Source organism: Bacillus hominis, from assembly GCF_018332515.1.
Classification (GTDB): domain Bacteria; phylum Bacillota; class Bacilli; order Bacillales; family Bacillaceae_G; genus Bacillus_A; species Bacillus_A hominis.
This window is the reverse complement of sequence record NZ_BOQD01000079.1, coordinates 1-18,920: the sequence shown is the minus strand read 5'-3', so window position 1 is coordinate 18,920 and position 18,920 is coordinate 1. Positions and strand designations below refer to the sequence as shown.

Here is an 18,920-nt window from a genome sequence, read left to right as displayed (position 1 = left end):
ATTCTGATTGGCTTTATTTTTACAATCCAAAAACTTCAACAAGCAAATGGATTACGACACGTCAAACAGTAGCAGTAATCGGTAACCATGTCTTTGCTAAATAAAGATGCGTAATAAAACTGTAATTAATTTCAAATTATTAGCAGACCTCTTTATTTAAAAGGTCTGTTCTTTTTATATGTAAACTTTTTATTAACCATATGATAAAATGATTGTTTAAAAATATCTCTCTTTTCAAATAAAAAACTGTTGTATCTCATTCACCATTTGGAGTAATTGAGAGAGCATCAAATCCACAACTACGACTTTATTAGTACAAGCTATTTCTTAACTTTGTAAAATTGTTATACACTAGGAAAATAGCAAACAAACTATTCGGTAGCAGGTGAAAAAACATGTATGATATTACAATTATCGGTGCTGGAGTGAGTAGCATTTTTATGGCTTATACATTAGCCAAAAGCAACAAAAAGGTTTTAATTCTTGATAAAGGCAAACCGTTAGAACATCGAAATTGCTCTTTAGAACAAGGGGAAATATGTAACTGTACTGCATGTGATAAATATTTCGGTTTTGGTGGCTTAGGAAAGTCTGAAGGGAAATTTAATTATACAAATGGATTTGGAGGCGAACTCGAGCAAAAGGTAGGTAAAAAAGGCTTTATACAACTCATGGATGAAGTAGATGAAATTCTATGTCAGTTTGGTGGAAGTTCAGTTTCAAAATATTCTACAGAAAATCCAACTCTCACTAAGAGAGCTGAAGCGTGTGGTTTACAAATGCTAACAACCGAAGTAAGACATCTTGGTACTACACTTTCCAGTAACATTTTTCAGCAGCTCTATGAATTTTTACTTACCAAAATAGATATCCAATTTCATATAGATGTACAAAATATCGTTAAGCAGAAAGACCATTTTAAAATATATACAAATCAAGAAACTGTCCATTCTAAGAAATTAGTATTTGCAACCGGTCGTTCCGGAGCGGATTGGTTAAAAGAAATGTGCACTTCTCTTAATATTTCTCAGGAGCAAACTCGTGTAGATTTAGGTATTAGAGTAGAGATGCAAGAAAATCAATTACGTTCTATATTAAAAGATACATTTGAGACAAAACTTTCTTATGAGCATGAACATTTCACAGCAACTACTTACTGTATGAATCCAAAAGGACGCATTATTCGAAAGTACGAAGAAGGTTTAGTTATGCCTGACGGTCAAAATTTCCGAGAGCAAGGAACTGGCACTCCTAACTTAAATTTCACTTTATTTATCCCGCGCTATTTTCCAACTCTCAAAGAAGCAAATGTATACACAAGTTCAATTATTAAAAGCATTAACCAAGGACGAGATCGGATTGTTATACAGCGCTTAGAGGACTTATTAAAGAAACAACCTACAGTGGAAAACGGCATGAAACATAATCGTATACAACCTACACTACACGGTGATTATGGAGATTTGAATAAAGAAATCCCTCCATTATATATTGAAGGGCTCAAAGAGTTTTTATTACGCTTAGAACAATTTATACAAGAACCTATCGATAAAGATACTTTATTATATGGAATTGATGGAAAATTCTATGCTCCTACCATAAAAGTCAATAACCATTTTGAAACAACTATGAATGGGCTATTTTTAATTGGAGATTGTTCAGGTGTCACTCATTCATTATCTCAAGCAGCTGCAAGTGGACTGTATGTTGGAAAATATTTATCTGACATTTAAATACTCTAATTAAATGGAAAGGGAGCAACTAATTACTATTGCTCCCTTTTCCCTATTACTTCTCTTATAACACATGATGCAATCTGCTATTAAAAAGAACGTACATATTATACAGATTTAAACAAAAAACAACTCCAAAATCAATTTTCATTGTATATTTTGGAGTTACTTTACGTTTATTCTATGATTGTTTCTAAAGATAAATCTGTATAGGAATTATCCTCACCTATATTCAAGATTACTTCACATTGACGTAATCTCAATTCAAAGAGTTTTATAGGATCATGATAAACTTCAGGGTTTGATTTCATTTTATGCAGCTTATCTTGTTTTTCTTTTATTTCTAAATGAGTATTTTCTACAGCTTGTTCCAACGCGCCAAATGGATTTCTAAAGAACATATTAATATCCCGCTCTTGTGTGTTTTCAAACAGCTCAAATTGCAAGAAAAACTTCTTCATAATAGAAGCCGTTACATCGGTATAATCTTCATTTTCTAAATACTGTTTGTATTTATTGTATAGCATAGCTTTATTTTTAGGAAGAACTCCAAATAATTTACCGGCACTTTTCAGTAAAAATTGTGCTGGTGTAAATCGGCGTAAAATATTTACTTCTTCCATTTGTATTCTAGTTGTCATTCTATCAGTATCTCTGCGCCAGTCATCAATTACTTTAAAGTCACATTCTAACTGTATTCGATTTTCTCCAAATAAAGAATTAAGTCCTTCACTGGTTTCTTCTAAGTACAATTGACTTTGAAGGAGCTCGTTATTAGAAGTCGCAATCCAATTTTGCATAGAGCGAGCAAGATTAGGTAATACAGTTTGTTCTAGATATTGTTGCACTCTTTCATTCATCGCTGTGTTTAGTTCAATATCAATGTGACCAAAATCGCTTTCTTCACTAATTAAATCGGAACAACTCTGCAATAGTTTCGGAATATGTTCTGTAAGATCATTAGTAATTTCGTTTTTCATTGTACGATATGATTCTGTAATTAAATGAATTTTGTCCTTCTCAAAAGCAGTAAGGTTATTAATACAACCATTTAGTTTAACTAACATATCTTCATTCCAATTAATAGAATCCACTAAATTGTTTTCCCTCTCGACGCGTTTATCCAAAAGATATGTAATTGTTTTTCGAATGAAAAACAATAGCTTTTCATTCCGTTCTGCATCGATATTTTTATGGTTAAAGTTAAAATGAATAAACTCAGTTAAATCGTTTAGTTGTTTACTATTTGTATATAACGAAGAATAAGGGAAAATTCTTGCATTAGGGAAATATGTATTTATTCTCACTTGCGTATCTTGTATAACTCTTTTTGCTTCTGCTTCATTGTAAATGTTATCGATTTTATTTAATAAGAAATGAACTTGTAGATTTGGTGTATGTTCTTGAATACTTAATAGAATGTCACGTTCTTTGTCAGTAAAAGGTGAATCCGCATTCAATACGAATAATAATTCATCTGTAGAATTTAAATATTCAAATACCTCATCCCTTGCGTCATTGTTCCTATTAAAGCTAGGTGTAACAACGAATGTAAGTTTATTTTTACTTAAAAATCTGCATGGTAATTTAAATTCAACACATGCTCTATCTCTATATGTTTGACGGTGCACTGCCATCATGTTATGGAAATCAGAGAAATTCTCAGTTGTTGTAATTTCCGAATCTGTTATAGCGTTAATTTCTGTATAAGCGTCATTTTTAAAAACAACTACATTTGAGATTGAGTTTTCTAATATATTTTCTCCTAAAATAGAGTTAATAAATGAAGCTTTTCCGTTTCCTGAAGTTCCAGTTACTAATAGGCGATTTGTTCTTAAATCTGCAAGTTCACCAACTAACCAGCTAAATCGGTGACCCATTTCTAAATCATTTTCTTGTGCCCACCCTGTAATAGATTCAAAAAGATGTAAACTATACTCTAAGCCATTCACATGATTAATAGAATATGACAGTAGGTTTTCTGCATGTTTTATATCAGCTGAATCTATTTTGGAAGGAAAAATCTCATCCCATGCCAATACTGCTGCAGATGGAAATACAGCATGAGAGGGATTGACTACCTTTAACCAATTTGTTAACAGATTTGGAATAATACCTTGTAATTGTCTAAGCATATATTGACCTTGAATTAATTCAAAGTATGTTTCTTCGTAAAGAGAAGAAATTTCGTCCCATATATCGGACGAATATATTTCGATATGTATGAAAAATTCATTTATTGTGTTGAGCCATAATAAGTAATTTTGTTCATCTTTATAGCTGTGCCAAAGTGATGAAACAATTTGCGTAAATTGTACTTGATCTACATTATTTAATGTAACTAATACTTTATAAAAATAGTCTGGTGAAATATTTTTAGTAAATCCTTTATCGATATATTCTTTTAGAACCTCAAACCACGGATAAGATTCTGTTCGAATTAACTCGTTCACCGCAAGCTCTACTGCACTATCAAAATCTTGCTGTTCCTCATAAAAGGAACGTGCAATTGTTGTGACGTTTGGATAATCGGGATTTAAAGAAACCGCTTCTTTTATAACAGCGAAAGCTGAATCAAAATTATTTTGCTCGATGTAAAGAGACAGTAATTGCAGTACAATTTCGGTCATCAGTATTTTGTTATCAGTAGTAATGGAAGTATACACGTTTTCAGCAACTGATAATTGGTTAAGTTCGAAGTAAGCATCCGCAATATTTTTTTGTGCCCATGGTGCTAATTCATTACTAACTTTCTCCCATTTAAAAACAGCTGCTTCAAAATCTTGATGGTGATAATAAAATTCACCTTGTGCAAAACGAATATAAGATCCATCGGAAATCTCATTTTTTTCTTCGTTTAAATAAGCTTCTCCAAGTACTTGAAGAGGTGGATATGTTCCATTCTCCATTAGGAATGTTTCATAATACATCTTTTTTATTAATTGTTTTTCTAATCTCATCTTTTCCCCCACTATATCTTAAAAATACATTTTTCTCCATATGTCAATACTTTTTTGTATGTATGCTTTTTATCTTAACAAAGAATTTCTTTTAGAAAATTTCATTTTCCTTTCATTTTTCAAGTAAGATTGAATTTTTATGAGAAAAGTTTCAGTTCTTTTTCAATTCCCTTTCAGTTGTGAAACAACATTAAATGTTCCTAATAACCTAATAACAATATAATATTTCACATTGTATTATCAGGAAAACTCCATATATATTGTATTATAAAAACAATCTATAACGAATATATATGCATTGTTTACTTCGCTGACAAACAAAAAAACCTCACATAATAGTTGTTAAATGAACCTGTATGCCATTTCAGATACATCACAATAACGTAAAAAACAACAATATTAGTCAACAGCTTTTCATACAAAATCTTTCTCGAATTGTTTTCCTATAAAATAATTCAGTGGTTATGTAATTAAATTCCATTAACCTATATAAATAACTAGTCCCAAAAAAATCTATATGCATATCATGTTATAGTAAAGAATTTAGGAAATCCTAAAAAGGAGGCACTTTCATGTTTGAAGATAAATCTAAAATAAATTACCCATATGAATTTACTGAAACTACAACAATCCCCATAAAAAACCCAGTTTATAAACAATACAAAAACGGCACAGGTACACATAATTTCCCAATAACAAAACATTACAAAGAAAAAGTTCTATATACTGAAAAAATTAATAATAACAAAAATAAATAATTCTATAGAGCATCATTGTGACAATGCACAGGTACGTTTTAAGTAGTGTCTAAATCTTGATTTTTCAGCTCACACACCCTTTAAAAAGGAGAGTTTACTGGAAAACTTTCCTTTTTAAAAGTGCTGATATACCACGCTTTTTTCATTCTTAGTAGGATTTGATAACAGGCTAAAGTAACCATAGCCACGAAATGAATTCCTTCAAAAATGAATAAATACTAAAAAAACAAAATATCTTTATAACCTCTTAAATACTCTTTCCAATTCTTATTTCAAAACTAAACTGCTTCACACTCATTGAACAATAACAAATCTACATAAAAAAAGAGAGCAACTAATTACTGTTGCTCCCTTTGCAATCTAACTTTATCTTTATTAAATCCAAAACATTTTAGAAGAAAGCAACTTCCCCTACATAACCCTCTTAAACATCTTCTCCAATTCATAAGTAGAATGATGTACAAGAATTGGTCTTCCATGCGGACATGTATATGGGTTTGTTGTTGTACGAAGTTCTTCGAGTAAAGCGAATATTTGATCATTCGTTAAATATTGATTTGCTTTTATGGAAGCTTTACAGCTCATCATGATAGCTGCTTCTTCTCGTAGTTTTTTAATATCTACTTTTTTTAGTTTGACAACTTGCTCCATCATTTCGTCGATGATTTCTGTTTCTTGACCTTTTGGGAACCATGTTGGATGCGAGCGGACGATAAAGGATTGATGGCCGAATTGCTCTAAAAATAGTCCAACTTTTTTTAATTCTTCTAATTGCTCTTCGACACGCAAAAATTCAGTAAGAGATAAATCAATACGGTACGGTACAAGTAACTCTTGTACTTCTTGCGTAACTCGTCCTACTTTATCACGGAAATATTCATAATTGATGCGTTCCTGCGCTGCGTGCTGATCAATCATATATAGCCCGTTATCATTTTGAGCGAAAATATATGTTCCGTGCATTTGTCCAATTGGATAAAGTGGTGGTAAGTCATTACCGTTCATTTCAATCTCTTTTATTTCGTGAACTTCTTCTTCCAATTCTTCCAATTCAAAATCGTCATCGTTACTGTTCCACGATTTCTCTTCCCGAATTGGTTCTTCAATTATCGGTTTAGTAGATGGCTGCCAACTTTCTTCTTCTCTTACTAGCGACTGTGGTGGTTGCCATTCTTGCTTCGGCGGTTGCCAAAGTTGTGCTGGTTTTTTCAAAGTCGTTGTTTCTTCTTGTTTCTCATCCATTCCAGTAGGTAAAACGATATTTGGCACCTGTGGTTCTTTCGGTTTTGTGTGCTCAAACTGGAACTGTCCTTGCACACTTTCATCTTTTTCTTTTTTCTTCGTTGTTACACCTGCATCTGGGATGAGCTGTATTTTTTTAAATGCATCTTGTAACGTTTTTTCAATAAGCTGCAGTAGTTCTTGCTCTTTACTAAAGCGAACTTCTAATTTTGCTGGATGTACGTTGACATCAACAAGCATTGGATCCATTTCAATTGATAAGAAGCCGATTGGGTATCGCCCGACTGGCAGTAACGTATGGTATCCTTGCTGAACTGCTTTCATTAATGTGTAATTTCGAACGTAACGGCCATTTACAATCGTTGACATATAGTTACGAGACGCTCTCGTTACTTCTGGTAATGTTACATAACCTTTAATGGTAAAGTCTAGAGACTCAGCTTCAATCGGAATCAGCTTCTTCGCAACTTGAATGCTGTAAATCGCTGCAAGTACTTGTCTTACATCACCGTTTCCTGACGTATGAAGCAATTTCTTTTCATTATGAAACAGTTTTAACGATACTTCTGGATGTGACATTGCAATACGATACACGATATCTGTAATATTCCCAAGCTCTGTATGAATAGTTTTCATATATTTAAGGCGCGCTGGTGTATTAAAGAATAAGTTTTGTACTGCAATATCCGTTCCTTTTCGGCTCGCTGTTTTCTCTTGTTTTATAATGTCTCCACCTTTAATGATAAGGTGTGTACCAGGCGCATCACCTGTGCTCGTGATTAATTCTAATTCACTTACAGAGGCAATACTCGGCAGGGCCTCTCCGCGGAAACCGAGCGTTCTTATACGAAACAGATCATTTTCATCTTTAATTTTACTCGTTGCGTGGCGTTCAAATGCGACGATACAATCTTCTTCTGCAATGCCATCTCCATTATCAATGATGCGAATTTTCGATAACCCAGCTTCTTCTAAGTGGATTTCAATAGATGTACTATTCGCATCGATGGAATTTTCCACAAGTTCTTTTACGACTGAAGCAGGGCGTTCTACTACTTCCCCTGCCGCAATTAAGTTAGAGAGTTGATCATCGAGTTTGCGAATTTTCCCCATCTACTTACTCATCCTTTCTTTAACTTTTTCTGCAGGCGATACAGTTCGTTCATCGCTTCTAAAGGCGTCATATCGAGTAAATCAATCTTTTTAATTTGTGCAAGTACTGCCGTTTCTTTTTGATCGAGCGCATGTTTGTCTTGTTTTTTCGAAGATTGTTCTCCTCCAAAGAAAGATAGTTGTGACTCTTCTTCAGTCTCTTCTTTCTTTTCTTGTATTTCTGCCGGTTCTTCTTTTACAACAACTGGTTCTGAAGCAACTTCTTGTACCTTCACTTCTACTCGTTTCGGAATAACAATTTCGTCCTGTCCTTCTAGCTGTGCTAACACTTCTTTCGCACGAGCGATTAAGCTGTCTGGAAGCTCAGCAAGTTGAGCAACGTGAATACCGTAACTTTTATCAGCCGCTCCATCTTGAATTTTATGAAGGAAAACTACTTTTCCATTCTCTTCAATAGCTGAAACATGTACATTTTTTAGTTGGTCTAAACTTTCTTCTAACACTGTTAATTCATGATAATGTGTAGAGAATAATGTTTTCGCACCAATTTGGTCATGAATATGTTCAATAATTGCTTGTGCAAGTGCCATACCATCATACGTAGATGTACCACGTCCAATTTCATCAAATAAAATTAAACTTCTTTCTGAAGCATTTGCAATTGCATTTTTCGCTTCTAACATTTCAACCATAAATGTACTTTGACCTGATATTAAATCATCCGCTGCACCAATTCTCGTAAAGATTTGATCGAAGACAGGTAATACTGCTTCTGTCGCTGGTACAAAGCAACCAATTTGTGACATAACAGTAACAAGTGCTAATTGTCTCATATACGTACTTTTACCAGACATGTTCGGTCCTGTAATTAAAAAGACATCCATCTTCTCCGGCATAATACAATCATTCGGTACATACAATTTCCCGTTCAATACTTTTTCAACGACAGGATGACGACCATCTTTAATAAAGATTTCGCGCTTAGTTGTTAATACAGGTTTTACAAACTGCTCTTCTTCACTAACTGTCGCAAAGCTTTGCAGTACGTCTAGTTCACTAATTACTTTTGCTAAATGCTGTAATTTCGGAATGAATACTTTTACTTCTTCGCGAAGTGCTGTAAATAAATCGTATTCTAATTGTACAATTTTCTCTTCTGCTTCTAAGATTAATGTTTCTTTTTCTTTTAGTTCATCTGTTATGAAACGCTCTGCATTTGCAAGTGTTTGTTTACGCTCATAGCGCCCTTCTGGAAGTGCTGCAAGATTCGCCTTCGTCACTTCAATGTAGTAGCCAAAAATACGGTTGTACCCAATTTTTAATGATTTAACCCCTGTAATATCACGCTCTCGTTTTTCAAGCTCAGCGATCCACGTTTTTCCGTTTTTACTAACGTAACGATATTGATCAAGCTTGTCATTATAACCGTCTTTAATAATATCTCCGTCTTTAATAGAAAGCGGTGGGTTTTCTTGAATACTTCTTCCTAGTAATTCAGTTAAGCTCTCACATGGATCCGCACCTTGAATTAATCTTGCTGCATAAGCATTATCTAAAAGACTAATCGCTTCTAAAATAGCTGGTACTTGCAGTAAAGAACGTCTTAATTGTAATAAGTCCCGTGCATTTACATTACCAAATGCAACTTTCCCTGCTAAACGCTCTAAATCATATACTTCTTTTAACTTTTCTTTTAAATCTTCACGTAAAAAGTAATCATTTACAAACGTTTCAACCATTTCTAAACGCTCTTCAACTTTTTCTTTCTGGATAAGTGGACGTTCCATCCACTGTTTTAACATACGCCCACCCATAGCCGTTTTTGTTTTGTCTAATAGCCATAATAATGAGCCTGTCTTTTCCTTCGTACGAAGAGTCTCTGTTAACTCTAAATTGCGTTTTGAATGCACATCAATTTTCATAAATTGGTTCGTGTAATAAATTTCTACTGGTTGCAAGTGATCTAACGAACGTTTTTGTGTTCTTATTACATAGTTAAATAAGCGTCCAATTGCTTTAATTAATTTTGCTTGTGAAACATTTTTCACAAGATGTTCTAATCCTTCTGGAATAGTTGTTGCATCTTCATACGAAATCGTCATTTTTAATGTTTCAGTTAATTTATTTAATTCATCTTTTGAAAATGTAGAATCTACAACAATTTCTTTTGAACCAGTTGCATACACTTCTAATAAAATATCTTCTACTGAACCTGTTAACAACGTCACTGTATTTTGTCCAGTCGTTAAGTCATTGCAAGCTAGCGCATAAGATCCATCTTCGAAATGTGTTAATGCTGCTAAGAAGTTATTCTCCTTCTCGTCTATTGTACGCCCTTCCATCATCGTTCCTGGCGTAATTAGTTGTACTACTTCACGACGTACTACACCTTTAGCTGTTTTTGGATCTTCCACTTGCTCACAAACAGCTACTTTATATCCTTTTTCAACAAGTTGTTCAATATAATTTTTAGCTGCATGATGCGGTACACCACACATCGGTATACGTTCACTACTACCACCATCTCGGCTCGTTAATGTAATTTCAAGTTCATGAGCTGCTTTAACCGCATCTTCAAAGAACATTTCATAAAAATCACCTAATCTGAAAAATAAAAAGGCATCTTGATAGTCTGCCTTAACCTTTAAGTATTGCTGTATCATAGGCGTATATTGCGTCATGTCTTTCCTCCATAATTCCTGCATAATAATCTATATTCATATATGTCACACTTCACGGACATCCATATCTCCTATTTCAGGAGTCTTTCTTCATTATAACATATTTCATAAAGAATCATGTTCATTCAGCACTACTTATGTATTGTAAAAAGCTAGGAAGAACTTCTCCCTAGCTTTCTCTTACTCTTCTTCTGCATCGACGATAAAGTTCGGATCTAATTCTTCAAACTCATCATCATCGACTTGGAAATCCTCGTCTGATTCTACGCAACCTTCAGGATTTACACTTACACAAATTTTCGTTTCCCCAACTACTTCTGTTACAAATTCACGTTCTACCGTCACAACAATTTTATTACCATTTGGCGATACAAGAGCTTCTAAACAATTTGGCGGCTGAATTACACGAGCGATAATTTCTAAATCGTCACCAGAGAAGTTTTTATCACGATACCCAATGCTTACTTCATCAGTGTAGTTAACACGTTCTGTTACAACTTCAGTCTTTGTGTTTCCATCAAATGAATACCAAGTGTTTACATCATAGAAACCTTCAATTTCCACATGTTTCCCATTCTTTCTCGCTTCGTACGAATGGTTAATTACCCAGCACCCTAAAATACTTGTTGGCTCATTATTCGATTCACATGTATGCGTTGACTTTGTATACTTACGTCCTTTTCCAACCACTGCTTTTGTAATAATCTCTCTAAATTCGGACATTCGTAACCCTCCTCAATCACTATTCACTTAATCATATGCGTGACAATAGCGGAATGTGTCATTCTTTTTTTTGAGAAGAATTTACAATATAACCCACTAAAAAAAGAGATGTCAATAAGACATCTCTTTAACAACCACAATTTCCTTTTTTACTTTCTACCGCTGCACCAGTTTCACCCTTCAACACATCGCCGCCAGTTGAAACTAATATTTCATCTGTTACGTTGTTAGAAATCGTACTTGCAACCAACTGTAGTAAGTCATTTACGTATGTTTGTGAAGATTTAAATTCTTGTACTACTGGGATACTGTCTAACTTATCTTGCAATGCGTCAATTTCAGCTTCTACTTTTTTCAAAGCTTCCCATTTCCCGTAATGTTGCAAGTTTACTGCTTGTTTTTGCAATGCTTTAATTTCATCAATTGCGCGCTTTACATTTTCATTTTTATGAATTTGTGCTTCTGCTCGCTTAAAGAAATCGACTTCTTCTGTTTCAGAAATCATTTTTGCTAGTTCTTTCGCTTGTTCAACAATTTCATCTTTCGTATATGCTTTCATCTATTATTTCACCTCAATCGGCTCTTCAACTAATTCCCCGTTAAGAGACCAAGTTTTTGCGTCCGTTACTTTTACTTTAACAAGCTGACCAATTAAAGATTTTGAAGCAACGAAGTTTACAAGTTTATTCGTACGTGTATACCCCGCAAGTACTTCAGGATTATTTTTACTTTCTCCATCAACTAATACTTCTACAATTTGTCCTATATAACGCTTATTTTTATTAACTGCATATTCATTCACTAGTGTATTTAAGCGTTGTAATCGCTCTTTCTTCACTTCCATCGGAACATTATCTTGCATTTTTGCAGCTGGTGTACCTTCGCGCGGGGAATAAATAAATGTAAATGCCGTATCAAATCCTACTTCACGATATAACGACATCGTCTCTTCAAACTGCTCATCCGTTTCATTTGGGAAACCAACGATAATATCAGTCGTTAGTACTGCATTCGGAATGGTTTCTTTAATTTTTCGTACAAGCTCTAAATAGTGTTCTCGCGAATATTTACGCGCCATAATTTTAAGCATATCTGTACTACCAGATTGAACCGGTAAATGGATATGTTCTACTAGGTTACCACCTTTTCCAAGAACATCAATTAAATAATCGTCAAAATCACGTGGATGGCTTGTTGTAAAACGAATACGTGCGATATCAATTTTTCGAAGTTCATCCATTAAATCGCCAAGACCATATTGTATATCTTCAAAATCTTTACCGTATGCGTTTACGTTTTGTCCAAGTAACGTAATTTCTTTATAACCGTTCGCAGCTAAATGGCGAATTTCTTTAATAATATCTTCTGGACGTCTGCTGCGCTCTTTTCCGCGTGTATACGGTACAATACAATATGTACAGAACTTATCACAGCCATACATAATATTTACCCAAGCTTTAATATCACCACGACGTACTTTCGGAAGGTTTTCAATTACATCCCCTTCTTTTGACCAAACTTCAACTACCGTCTCTTTTGAGAACATTGCGTCCTTTAAGATATACGGTAATCTATGAATATTATGTGTACCAAACACCATATCTACATGCTGATTTTTTTGCATAATTTTATTTACAACAGATTCTTCTTGAGACATACAACCACATACACCAATTAAAAGATCCGGATTTCTTCGCTTTAATGATTTTAAATGACCAAGTTCACCGAACACTTTATTTTCAGCATTTTCACGAATTGCACAAGTATTTAATAAAATCACATCTGCCTCTTCAGTTGAAAAAGTTGGCTCATATCCAAGTGTTGTAAAAATCCCAGCCATTACTTCTGTATCATGCTCATTCATTTGACAGCCATATGTACGAATGTAAAATTTTCTTCCTGCGCCAAAATTACGGAACTCTTCAGGTAAGCCAAAATCTCGTTCAATTTTAACTTCTTCTTTTCCACGCTTTTTCGCCAATTTCAAGGAAGGTGGTTGGTATACACTTTCAAAGTATTTACTATAATCTTTCTCTTCTTTTTTCGTAGAGGAATTTGCTTGTCGACTTGCTAATCGTTGTTGCTCGTTCATCGGTAATCTCCTTTCACCCTTAACTATACACACTCTGTAGTCCATTTTAATGCGCTTAGACCCATCTCAATGATGTTAGATAGCTTGAGAGATAACTTGCCCTTTGAAACTTGAGTAATCGATCTAATCATCCGTAAGAATGAAGTCTTCCCCACACAAATAGACATTCCCTTTTTATTATTTCATCTTGTCCTACCCAAAAGCATATTGCTTTATCCCTATACACATTACCATAGTATGCAGCGTTTCGCCAATTTAAACAAAGAAGAAGCCTTATCCTATATTACATTTCACAGTTAATGAACATGCTATTTTTATACAACGATTTATATATTATTTTATCATTCTGAATTTTCTAAGTAAACAAATCTATTATTTATTTTTATTCACTCAAAAAGAAGGTTGCCAAGTGGCAACCTTCTCTCCGATCATTACATAAATTCAGCAACAAGCTCATCAAACATTTTCTGATCCATATTCAAATCAGACTGCACTAAAGGCTTTTCACTATAGTCTTTTACAAGCTCTTGGTAAGAAGGCTGCTTTGTATTTTGATAAATTAAACCTGTTACTAACCCGTTCTTTTCCATTAATGTTTGCATAGCCATCATGCGATTAGACGGATCATATCCTTCTACTGTACTTAGTTTCGTTAAATTCTCTTTAAACCAATCATAAGTATTTACTTTATTGTAAGTAACACATGGACTAAATACATTAATTAATGAAAAGCCTTTATGGTTAATACCAGCTTCAATAATTTGCGTTAATTCTTTTAAATCACTTGAAAAGCTTTGCGCCACAAATGTCGCACCAGCTGTTAAAGCCATTTCCATAACATTTAGTGATGGTTCAATTGAACCTTGTGGTGTACTTTTCGTTTTAAATCCAGCTTCACTACGTGGTGAAGTTTGACCTTTTGTTAATCCGTAAATTTGGTTATCCATTACGATGTACGTAATGTCAATGTTACGACGAATAGAATGGATTGTATGTCCCATACCAATCGCAAAACCATCACCGTCACCACCGGATGCGATAACTGTTAAATCACGATTTGCCATTTTCACACCTTGCGCAATCGGAAGGGCACGTCCGTGAATACTATGCAAACCGTATGAATTAATATAACCTGAAATACGACCTGAACAGCCGATACCAGAAATAACAGCTAGCTCATCTGGATTTAAACCAACGTTAGCTGCCGCACGTTGAATCGCAGCCTGCACCGAGAAGTCTCCGCAACCTGGGCACCAGTTTGGTTTTACACTGTTACGAAAGTCCTTAAATGTTGCCATTTAATACAACCCCTTTTTTACATTCGTTGTAAATCTCTTTCGGCAAGAATGGATTTCCATCGTATTTTAAAAGACTAGAAATTTTCTCACCCTTGCCAAGATTCATTTTCATAATGTTAGCAAGCTGACCAGTTGCATTGTTTTCTACTACTACAACACGCTTCGCTTTTTTCACAAGTGGATCGATTTCAGCTGTTGGGAACGGATGAATTAAACGTACATGGGCATGGTTTACTTTCATTCCTTCTTGTTCCAAACGCTGCATTGCCTCTTCGATCGCACCACGAGTTGAGTTAAAGCCAACTAACAATACGTCTGCGTCATCATGCTTAGCATTTTTGTAAATAGGGGTATTAAACTGCAAGTTCGCCATTTTACGGAAACGTTTGTCCATTTGATCTTTACGATTTAACGCTGATTCAGATGGTTTACCCGTTTCATCATGTTCTACACCTGTAACATGGTGAATACCATTTTTCATACCAGGTAAAACACGTGGTGAAATCCCATCGTCTGTTACTTCATAACGCTTGAAGTATGCTTTATTTTCACGTTCTGGTAATTCTACTTCTAAATCAAGCTTACCACGACGAATTTCAACTTTATCTAACTTAAGTGGTTCTACTGTTTGCTTTCCTAAAGAAAGCTGTAGATCTGTTAAGAAAATAACAGGCACTTGATATTCTTCTGCTAAGTTAAACGCTTCTACAATATCATAGAAAGCTTCTTCAACTGTACTTGGCGCCATTACGATTTTTGGAATTTCACCATGCGTTCCGTAAATCATAGCCATTAAGTCCGACTGCTCTTGTTTTGTTGGTAAGCCCGTACTTGGACCACCACGTTGTGTATCAATGATAACTAGCGGTGTTTCAGTAATACCTGCTAAACCAATTGCTTCCATCATTAAAGAAAGACCAGGGCCAGCAGATGCTGTTAATGTGCGAACACCAGCATAGTTTGCACCGATCGCCATTGTACAAGCTGCGATTTCATCCTCGGTTTGGATTACTGTTCCGCCGACTTTCGGTAACTTTTTAATTAAATATTCCATAATTTCAGATGCAGGTGTGATTGGATATGCGGACATAAATCGAGCACCACCAGCTACCGCACCAAATGCGATTGCGTCGTTTCCAATCATAAACATGCGTTTCTTGCCATCAGCTTTTTCAAGCTGCATCATGTTTACTTTCTCACCAAGCAATTCTTTCATATATTGAGAGCCGCGTTTAATTGCGTCCATATTTTTTTGAACGACTTGCTCTCCTTTACGACCAAAGATTTCTTCAACAACATCTAAATAAGCTGTTTCATCTAATCCTAATACCGCACTTGACGCCCCAACTGCAACCATGTTTTTCATTAATGATGTGCCTAACTCTGAAGCAATATCTGTAAACGGTATTACATATAGATTTACATCTGTATTATCAGGTATTGTCGGATTAAATTTCGCATCTGCAACTACAATTCCGCCCGGACGTAGTTCGTGGAAGTTAAAATCAATTGTTTCTTGATCAAAAGCAATTAAAATATCTAAATCATCTGAGATCGCGCGTACTTCTGTTGTACTTACACGAATTTTATTATTTGTATGGCCGCCTTTAATACGTGATGAGAAGTGGCGGTAACCGTATAGGTAATATCCTAATCGGTTTAATGCAATACAGAAGATTTCCCCTGTACTTTCAATTCCTTCACCTTGTTGGCCTCCAACTTTCCATGAAAGTTGACTAATCATCTCCTACACCCCTTTTGGCTGCATTCATTGTAGTGTATTTTTTTACAGTATTAGTTTAGCATTTTTTATGCAAATAAACTACAACGGACGCAAATTATGCCTCTTCTGATTTCCCTGAATCTTTAGTATAATGCTATTTCGTTTACCATTCTAGTATTAGGTCTTAAAAAAATCAATAAATTACCGTGAATTAATTTTAATTTTTCCGAATTTTTAAAAATTAGATTTCAGAAAGTAATACGGTCAATAAAATTTTTATACAAAAAATGCTCTACCATTGATTCACTATACTTTTTACAAAGTTGGTTAATTATATTTTCATAGTCCCTATACGTTTCTACACCTATAACGGTTTCTAAAATCCCGTCAAAATCAGAACCAAATCCTATATTTTTTTCTCCACCTAATGAACAAATGTATTCCACATGCCTTAATATATCTGTTACATTCGCTCGTCTTTCATTCGCTAAAAATTGCGGTACAAAAGTAACTCCAATTATGCTATTTCGATTTATGAGAGCCCTTATTTGTTCGTCATTCAAATTGCGTGGATGTTGGCATAGTTGATGGCAGTTCGAGTGAGATGCAATCGGATTTTTTGCAATGTCAATAACATCCCAAAAACTTCTTTCATTTAAATGCGACACATCGGTCCATAAATGTAATGTATTAAGCTCTTGTATAACTTGTCTACCAAAGGTAGTTAAGCCCGCCCCACGTTCCTCTAGTGCTCCATCAGCTAACAGATTGGCATAGTTCCATGTTAATCCAAAGGAACGTACACCTAAGCGATAAAACAAACGTAATTTCATCGCTTCTTTTCCAATCGCTTCGCATCCTTCTAATGTTAATAATGCTCCAATCTCGTCCTGTTTTAACATGTTAATATCTTTTTTTGTCTGAATAAACTTCATTCCTGGTAGCGATAGAATTTCATTATGAAAAATATCTATCATTTGCAGCGCAACTTCAAAACGCTTTTCATACGCTACTGTTTCTGGTACATATATAGCAAAGCATTGTATACTTCCTTTTCTTTTCTTTAATTGTTCAAATGTAATATGTAATTGTGAATCGTTTTGAAAGTCTTTTTTTCCCTTTGCACTCCATAGCTGAAAGAGTACATCGCAATGAGCATCAAAAATTTTCATTTTCATTCCTCCACTATAAAAACAACCTGTTTGCATGTATGCAAACAGGTTGTTTCAACTTAACGAGGTTCTACAATTAATTTTATCGCTGTACGCTCTTCACCATCGATCATAATATCTGTAAACGCTGGGATACAAATCAAGTCCAAACCGCTAGGCGCTACAAATCCTCTTGCAATTGCTACTGCCTTTACCGCTTGGTTTAATGCACCTGCACCAATAGCTTGAATTTCTGCTGTTCCGCGTTCGCGAATAACACCTGCAAGTGCACCAGCTACAGAATTAGGGACCGACGTTGCTTTAACTTTTAATATTTCCATTCCGCGTTTCCTCCTCGTTTCTATAAAAAGTAATAGCAATTATTTCACTTTAACTTATATTCACGAGGAATGGCACGTATTCCTGCTAAATTTCTGTAATTTTTCTAAAAAATTAAAATATAATAAATTCTCTAACTTTTCTTTAAAAATCAATCAAAAAACGGTTGGTCATCATTAATTAAAATACGCTCAATTTTCTTCGCTTTCCCTGTATTAGGATCCACATCAATTAACACTGCACTTAATTGCGTTCTACCATTCGTCACTTCAAAACGTACTGGTAAGTTCGTTAAAAACTTCTTCAATACCGCTTCGCGATCCATACCTAAAATCCCATCATATGGGCCTGTCATACCAACATCTGTAATATAAGCTGTTCCGCTTGGTAAAATACGATTATCAGCTGTAGGAACGTGTGTATGTGTACCTACTACCGCTGTAGCACGACCGTCTACGTACCAACCTAACGCCTGCTTCTCACTTGTTGTTTCAGCATGAAAATCAACAAAGATAATGTTTGTACGTTTTTTTGCAATGCTGATTAACTCATCCACTTTACGGAATGGACAATCAATTGGAGGAAGGAAAGTACGTCCTTGTAAGTTAATAACTGCAACTTCTGTTCCATTACAATTTACAAAGATAAGCCCTTTTCCCGGCGTTCCTTCTGGGAAGTTAGCTGGTCTTGCAAGATATTTTGCATCATCAATAAATTCAAATACTTCACGGTTATCCCAAGCATGGTTTCCAAGCGTAACCGCTTGTGCCCCGCACTCTAAAAAGTTTCGATATATTTTTTCCGTAATTCCACGTCCACCCGCAGCATTTTCTCCATTAATAATTGTTACTGTGGGTGTATATTTTTTCTTTAATGCCGGTACGTACTGTTGAATCATGTCTCTACCAGGAGATCCTACTACATCCCCAACAAATAATATTCTCATATGTCTTACCCTTTCTATGTACTACATTTTTTATTACCATACTATAACTTAAAGCTATTTCCTTACAACAGTTACAATGTATCTATTATAAGTTTCTTTCACTTGCATACTGCTTATAAAGTGAAACTATAATCAGTGGGGGTGTTCATCCCCACTGATTA

14 protein-coding genes are annotated in these 18,920 nt (G+C 34.8%); 3 read left to right on the top strand and 11 right to left on the bottom strand.

Annotated elements, in window-relative coordinates:
• The coding region (locus KI356_RS09325; RefSeq protein ID WP_212935308.1) for a cell wall hydrolase at nucleotides 1–104 on the top strand (104 nt) is incomplete at its 5' end.
• Between the two features lie 291 nt (nucleotides 105–395).
• Complete coding sequence (locus KI356_RS09320; RefSeq protein ID WP_212935307.1) at nucleotides 396–1,733, top strand: NAD(P)-binding protein; 1,338 nt, start codon at nucleotides 396–398, stop codon at nucleotides 1,731–1,733.
• Nucleotides 1,734–1,909: 176 nt separating this feature from the next.
• Here KI356_RS09320 and KI356_RS09315 read toward each other — a convergent pair whose 3' ends face one another.
• Nucleotides 1,910–4,693: a dynamin family protein gene (locus tag KI356_RS09315; RefSeq protein ID WP_212935306.1), complete on the bottom strand. Its 2,784-nt coding sequence runs from the start codon at nucleotides 4,691–4,693 to the stop codon at nucleotides 1,910–1,912.
• Between the two features lie 572 nt (nucleotides 4,694–5,265).
• Between KI356_RS09315 and KI356_RS09310 the strand changes: the two genes are divergently transcribed.
• On the top strand, nucleotides 5,266–5,451 hold the full coding sequence (locus KI356_RS09310) for a hypothetical protein (RefSeq protein WP_002111324.1): 186 nt from the start codon (nucleotides 5,266–5,268) through the stop codon (nucleotides 5,449–5,451).
• Nucleotides 5,452–5,862: 411 nt separating this feature from the next.
• Here the strand turns inward: KI356_RS09310 and mutL are convergent, their stop codons facing one another.
• The 10 genes from mutL to ymdB all read right to left on the bottom strand — a co-directional run bounded on the left by mutL (nucleotide 5,863) and on the right by ymdB (nucleotide 18,759).
• Nucleotides 5,863–7,806, bottom strand: a complete 1,944-nt coding sequence (gene mutL, locus KI356_RS09305) for a DNA mismatch repair endonuclease MutL (RefSeq protein WP_212935305.1) — start codon at nucleotides 7,804–7,806, stop codon at nucleotides 5,863–5,865.
• An 8-nt stretch (nucleotides 7,807–7,814) separates the two neighbouring features.
• On the bottom strand, nucleotides 7,815–10,487 hold the full coding sequence (mutS, locus tag KI356_RS09300) for a DNA mismatch repair protein MutS (RefSeq protein ID WP_212935304.1): 2,673 nt from the start codon (nucleotides 10,485–10,487) through the stop codon (nucleotides 7,815–7,817).
• A gap of 180 nt (nucleotides 10,488–10,667) precedes the next feature.
• On the bottom strand, nucleotides 10,668–11,210 hold the full coding sequence (cotE, locus tag KI356_RS09295) for an outer spore coat protein CotE (RefSeq protein ID WP_001288802.1): 543 nt from the start codon (nucleotides 11,208–11,210) through the stop codon (nucleotides 10,668–10,670).
• A gap of 127 nt (nucleotides 11,211–11,337) precedes the next feature.
• Entirely contained in the window at nucleotides 11,338–11,769 is a 432-nt protein-coding gene (locus KI356_RS09290; protein ID WP_000649447.1) for a YlbF/YmcA family competence regulator, read from the bottom strand.
• A gap of 3 nt (nucleotides 11,770–11,772) precedes the next feature.
• Nucleotides 11,773–13,302, bottom strand: coding sequence for a tRNA (N6-isopentenyl adenosine(37)-C2)-methylthiotransferase MiaB (gene miaB / locus KI356_RS09285; protein ID WP_212935303.1), 1,530 nt, complete (start codon nucleotides 13,300–13,302; stop codon nucleotides 11,773–11,775).
• A gap of 431 nt (nucleotides 13,303–13,733) precedes the next feature.
• The gene (locus KI356_RS09280) at nucleotides 13,734–14,600 is read right to left on the bottom strand and encodes a 2-oxoacid:ferredoxin oxidoreductase subunit beta (protein WP_002146134.1); all 867 of its coding nucleotides are present in this window, start codon (nucleotides 14,598–14,600) and stop codon (nucleotides 13,734–13,736) included.
• Entirely contained in the window at nucleotides 14,587–16,344 is a 1,758-nt protein-coding gene (locus KI356_RS09275; RefSeq protein WP_212935302.1) for a 2-oxoacid:acceptor oxidoreductase subunit alpha, read from the bottom strand. The genes KI356_RS09280 and KI356_RS09275 overlap by 14 nt, the downstream gene beginning before the upstream one ends.
• 227 nt (nucleotides 16,345–16,571) lie before the next feature.
• The gene (locus KI356_RS09270) at nucleotides 16,572–17,495 is read right to left on the bottom strand and encodes a dipeptidase (RefSeq protein ID WP_002121680.1); all 924 of its coding nucleotides are present in this window, start codon (nucleotides 17,493–17,495) and stop codon (nucleotides 16,572–16,574) included.
• Nucleotides 17,496–17,554: 59 nt separating this feature from the next.
• Nucleotides 17,555–17,815 carry a stage V sporulation protein SpoVS gene (gene spoVS, locus KI356_RS09265; protein WP_000404341.1) on the bottom strand — a complete coding sequence of 87 codons (261 nt, stop codon included), beginning with the start codon at nucleotides 17,813–17,815 and terminating at the stop codon, nucleotides 17,555–17,557.
• 149 nt (nucleotides 17,816–17,964) lie between these two features.
• The gene (gene ymdB, locus KI356_RS09260; RefSeq protein ID WP_002014601.1) at nucleotides 17,965–18,759 is read right to left on the bottom strand and encodes a 2',3'-cyclic-nucleotide 2'-phosphodiesterase; all 795 of its coding nucleotides are present in this window, start codon (nucleotides 18,757–18,759) and stop codon (nucleotides 17,965–17,967) included.
• Nucleotides 18,760–18,920: the final 161 nt, after the last annotated feature.

Bases quoted from the DNA above. Each gene is read 5' to 3' on its own strand.
- KI356_RS09320 (WP_212935307.1), top strand. From the start codon at position 396: ATGTATGATATTACAATTATCGGTGCTGGAGTGAGTAGCATTTTTATG.
- KI356_RS09315 (WP_212935306.1), bottom strand. From the start codon at position 4,693: ATGAGATTAGAAAAACAATTAATAAAAAAGATGTATTATGAAACATTC.
- KI356_RS09310 (WP_002111324.1), top strand. From the start codon at position 5,266: ATGTTTGAAGATAAATCTAAAATAAATTACCCATATGAATTTACTGAA.
- mutL (WP_212935305.1), bottom strand. From the start codon at position 7,806: ATGGGGAAAATTCGCAAACTCGATGATCAACTCTCTAACTTAATTGCG.
- mutS (WP_212935304.1), bottom strand. From the start codon at position 10,487: ATGACGCAATATACGCCTATGATACAGCAATACTTAAAGGTTAAGGCA.
- cotE (WP_001288802.1), bottom strand. From the start codon at position 11,210: ATGTCCGAATTTAGAGAGATTATTACAAAAGCAGTGGTTGGAAAAGGA.
- KI356_RS09290 (WP_000649447.1), bottom strand. From the start codon at position 11,769: ATGAAAGCATATACGAAAGATGAAATTGTTGAACAAGCGAAAGAACTA.
- miaB (WP_212935303.1), bottom strand. From the start codon at position 13,302: ATGAACGAGCAACAACGATTAGCAAGTCGACAAGCAAATTCCTCTACG.
- KI356_RS09280 (WP_002146134.1), bottom strand. From the start codon at position 14,600: ATGGCAACATTTAAGGACTTTCGTAACAGTGTAAAACCAAACTGGTGC.
- KI356_RS09275 (WP_212935302.1), bottom strand. From the start codon at position 16,344: ATGATTAGTCAACTTTCATGGAAAGTTGGAGGCCAACAAGGTGAAGGA.
- KI356_RS09270 (WP_002121680.1), bottom strand. From the start codon at position 17,495: ATGAAAATTTTTGATGCTCATTGCGATGTACTCTTTCAGCTATGGAGT.
- spoVS (WP_000404341.1), bottom strand. From the start codon at position 17,815: ATGGAAATATTAAAAGTTAAAGCAACGTCGGTCCCTAATTCTGTAGCT.
- ymdB (WP_002014601.1), bottom strand. From the start codon at position 18,759: ATGAGAATATTATTTGTTGGGGATGTAGTAGGATCTCCTGGTAGAGAC.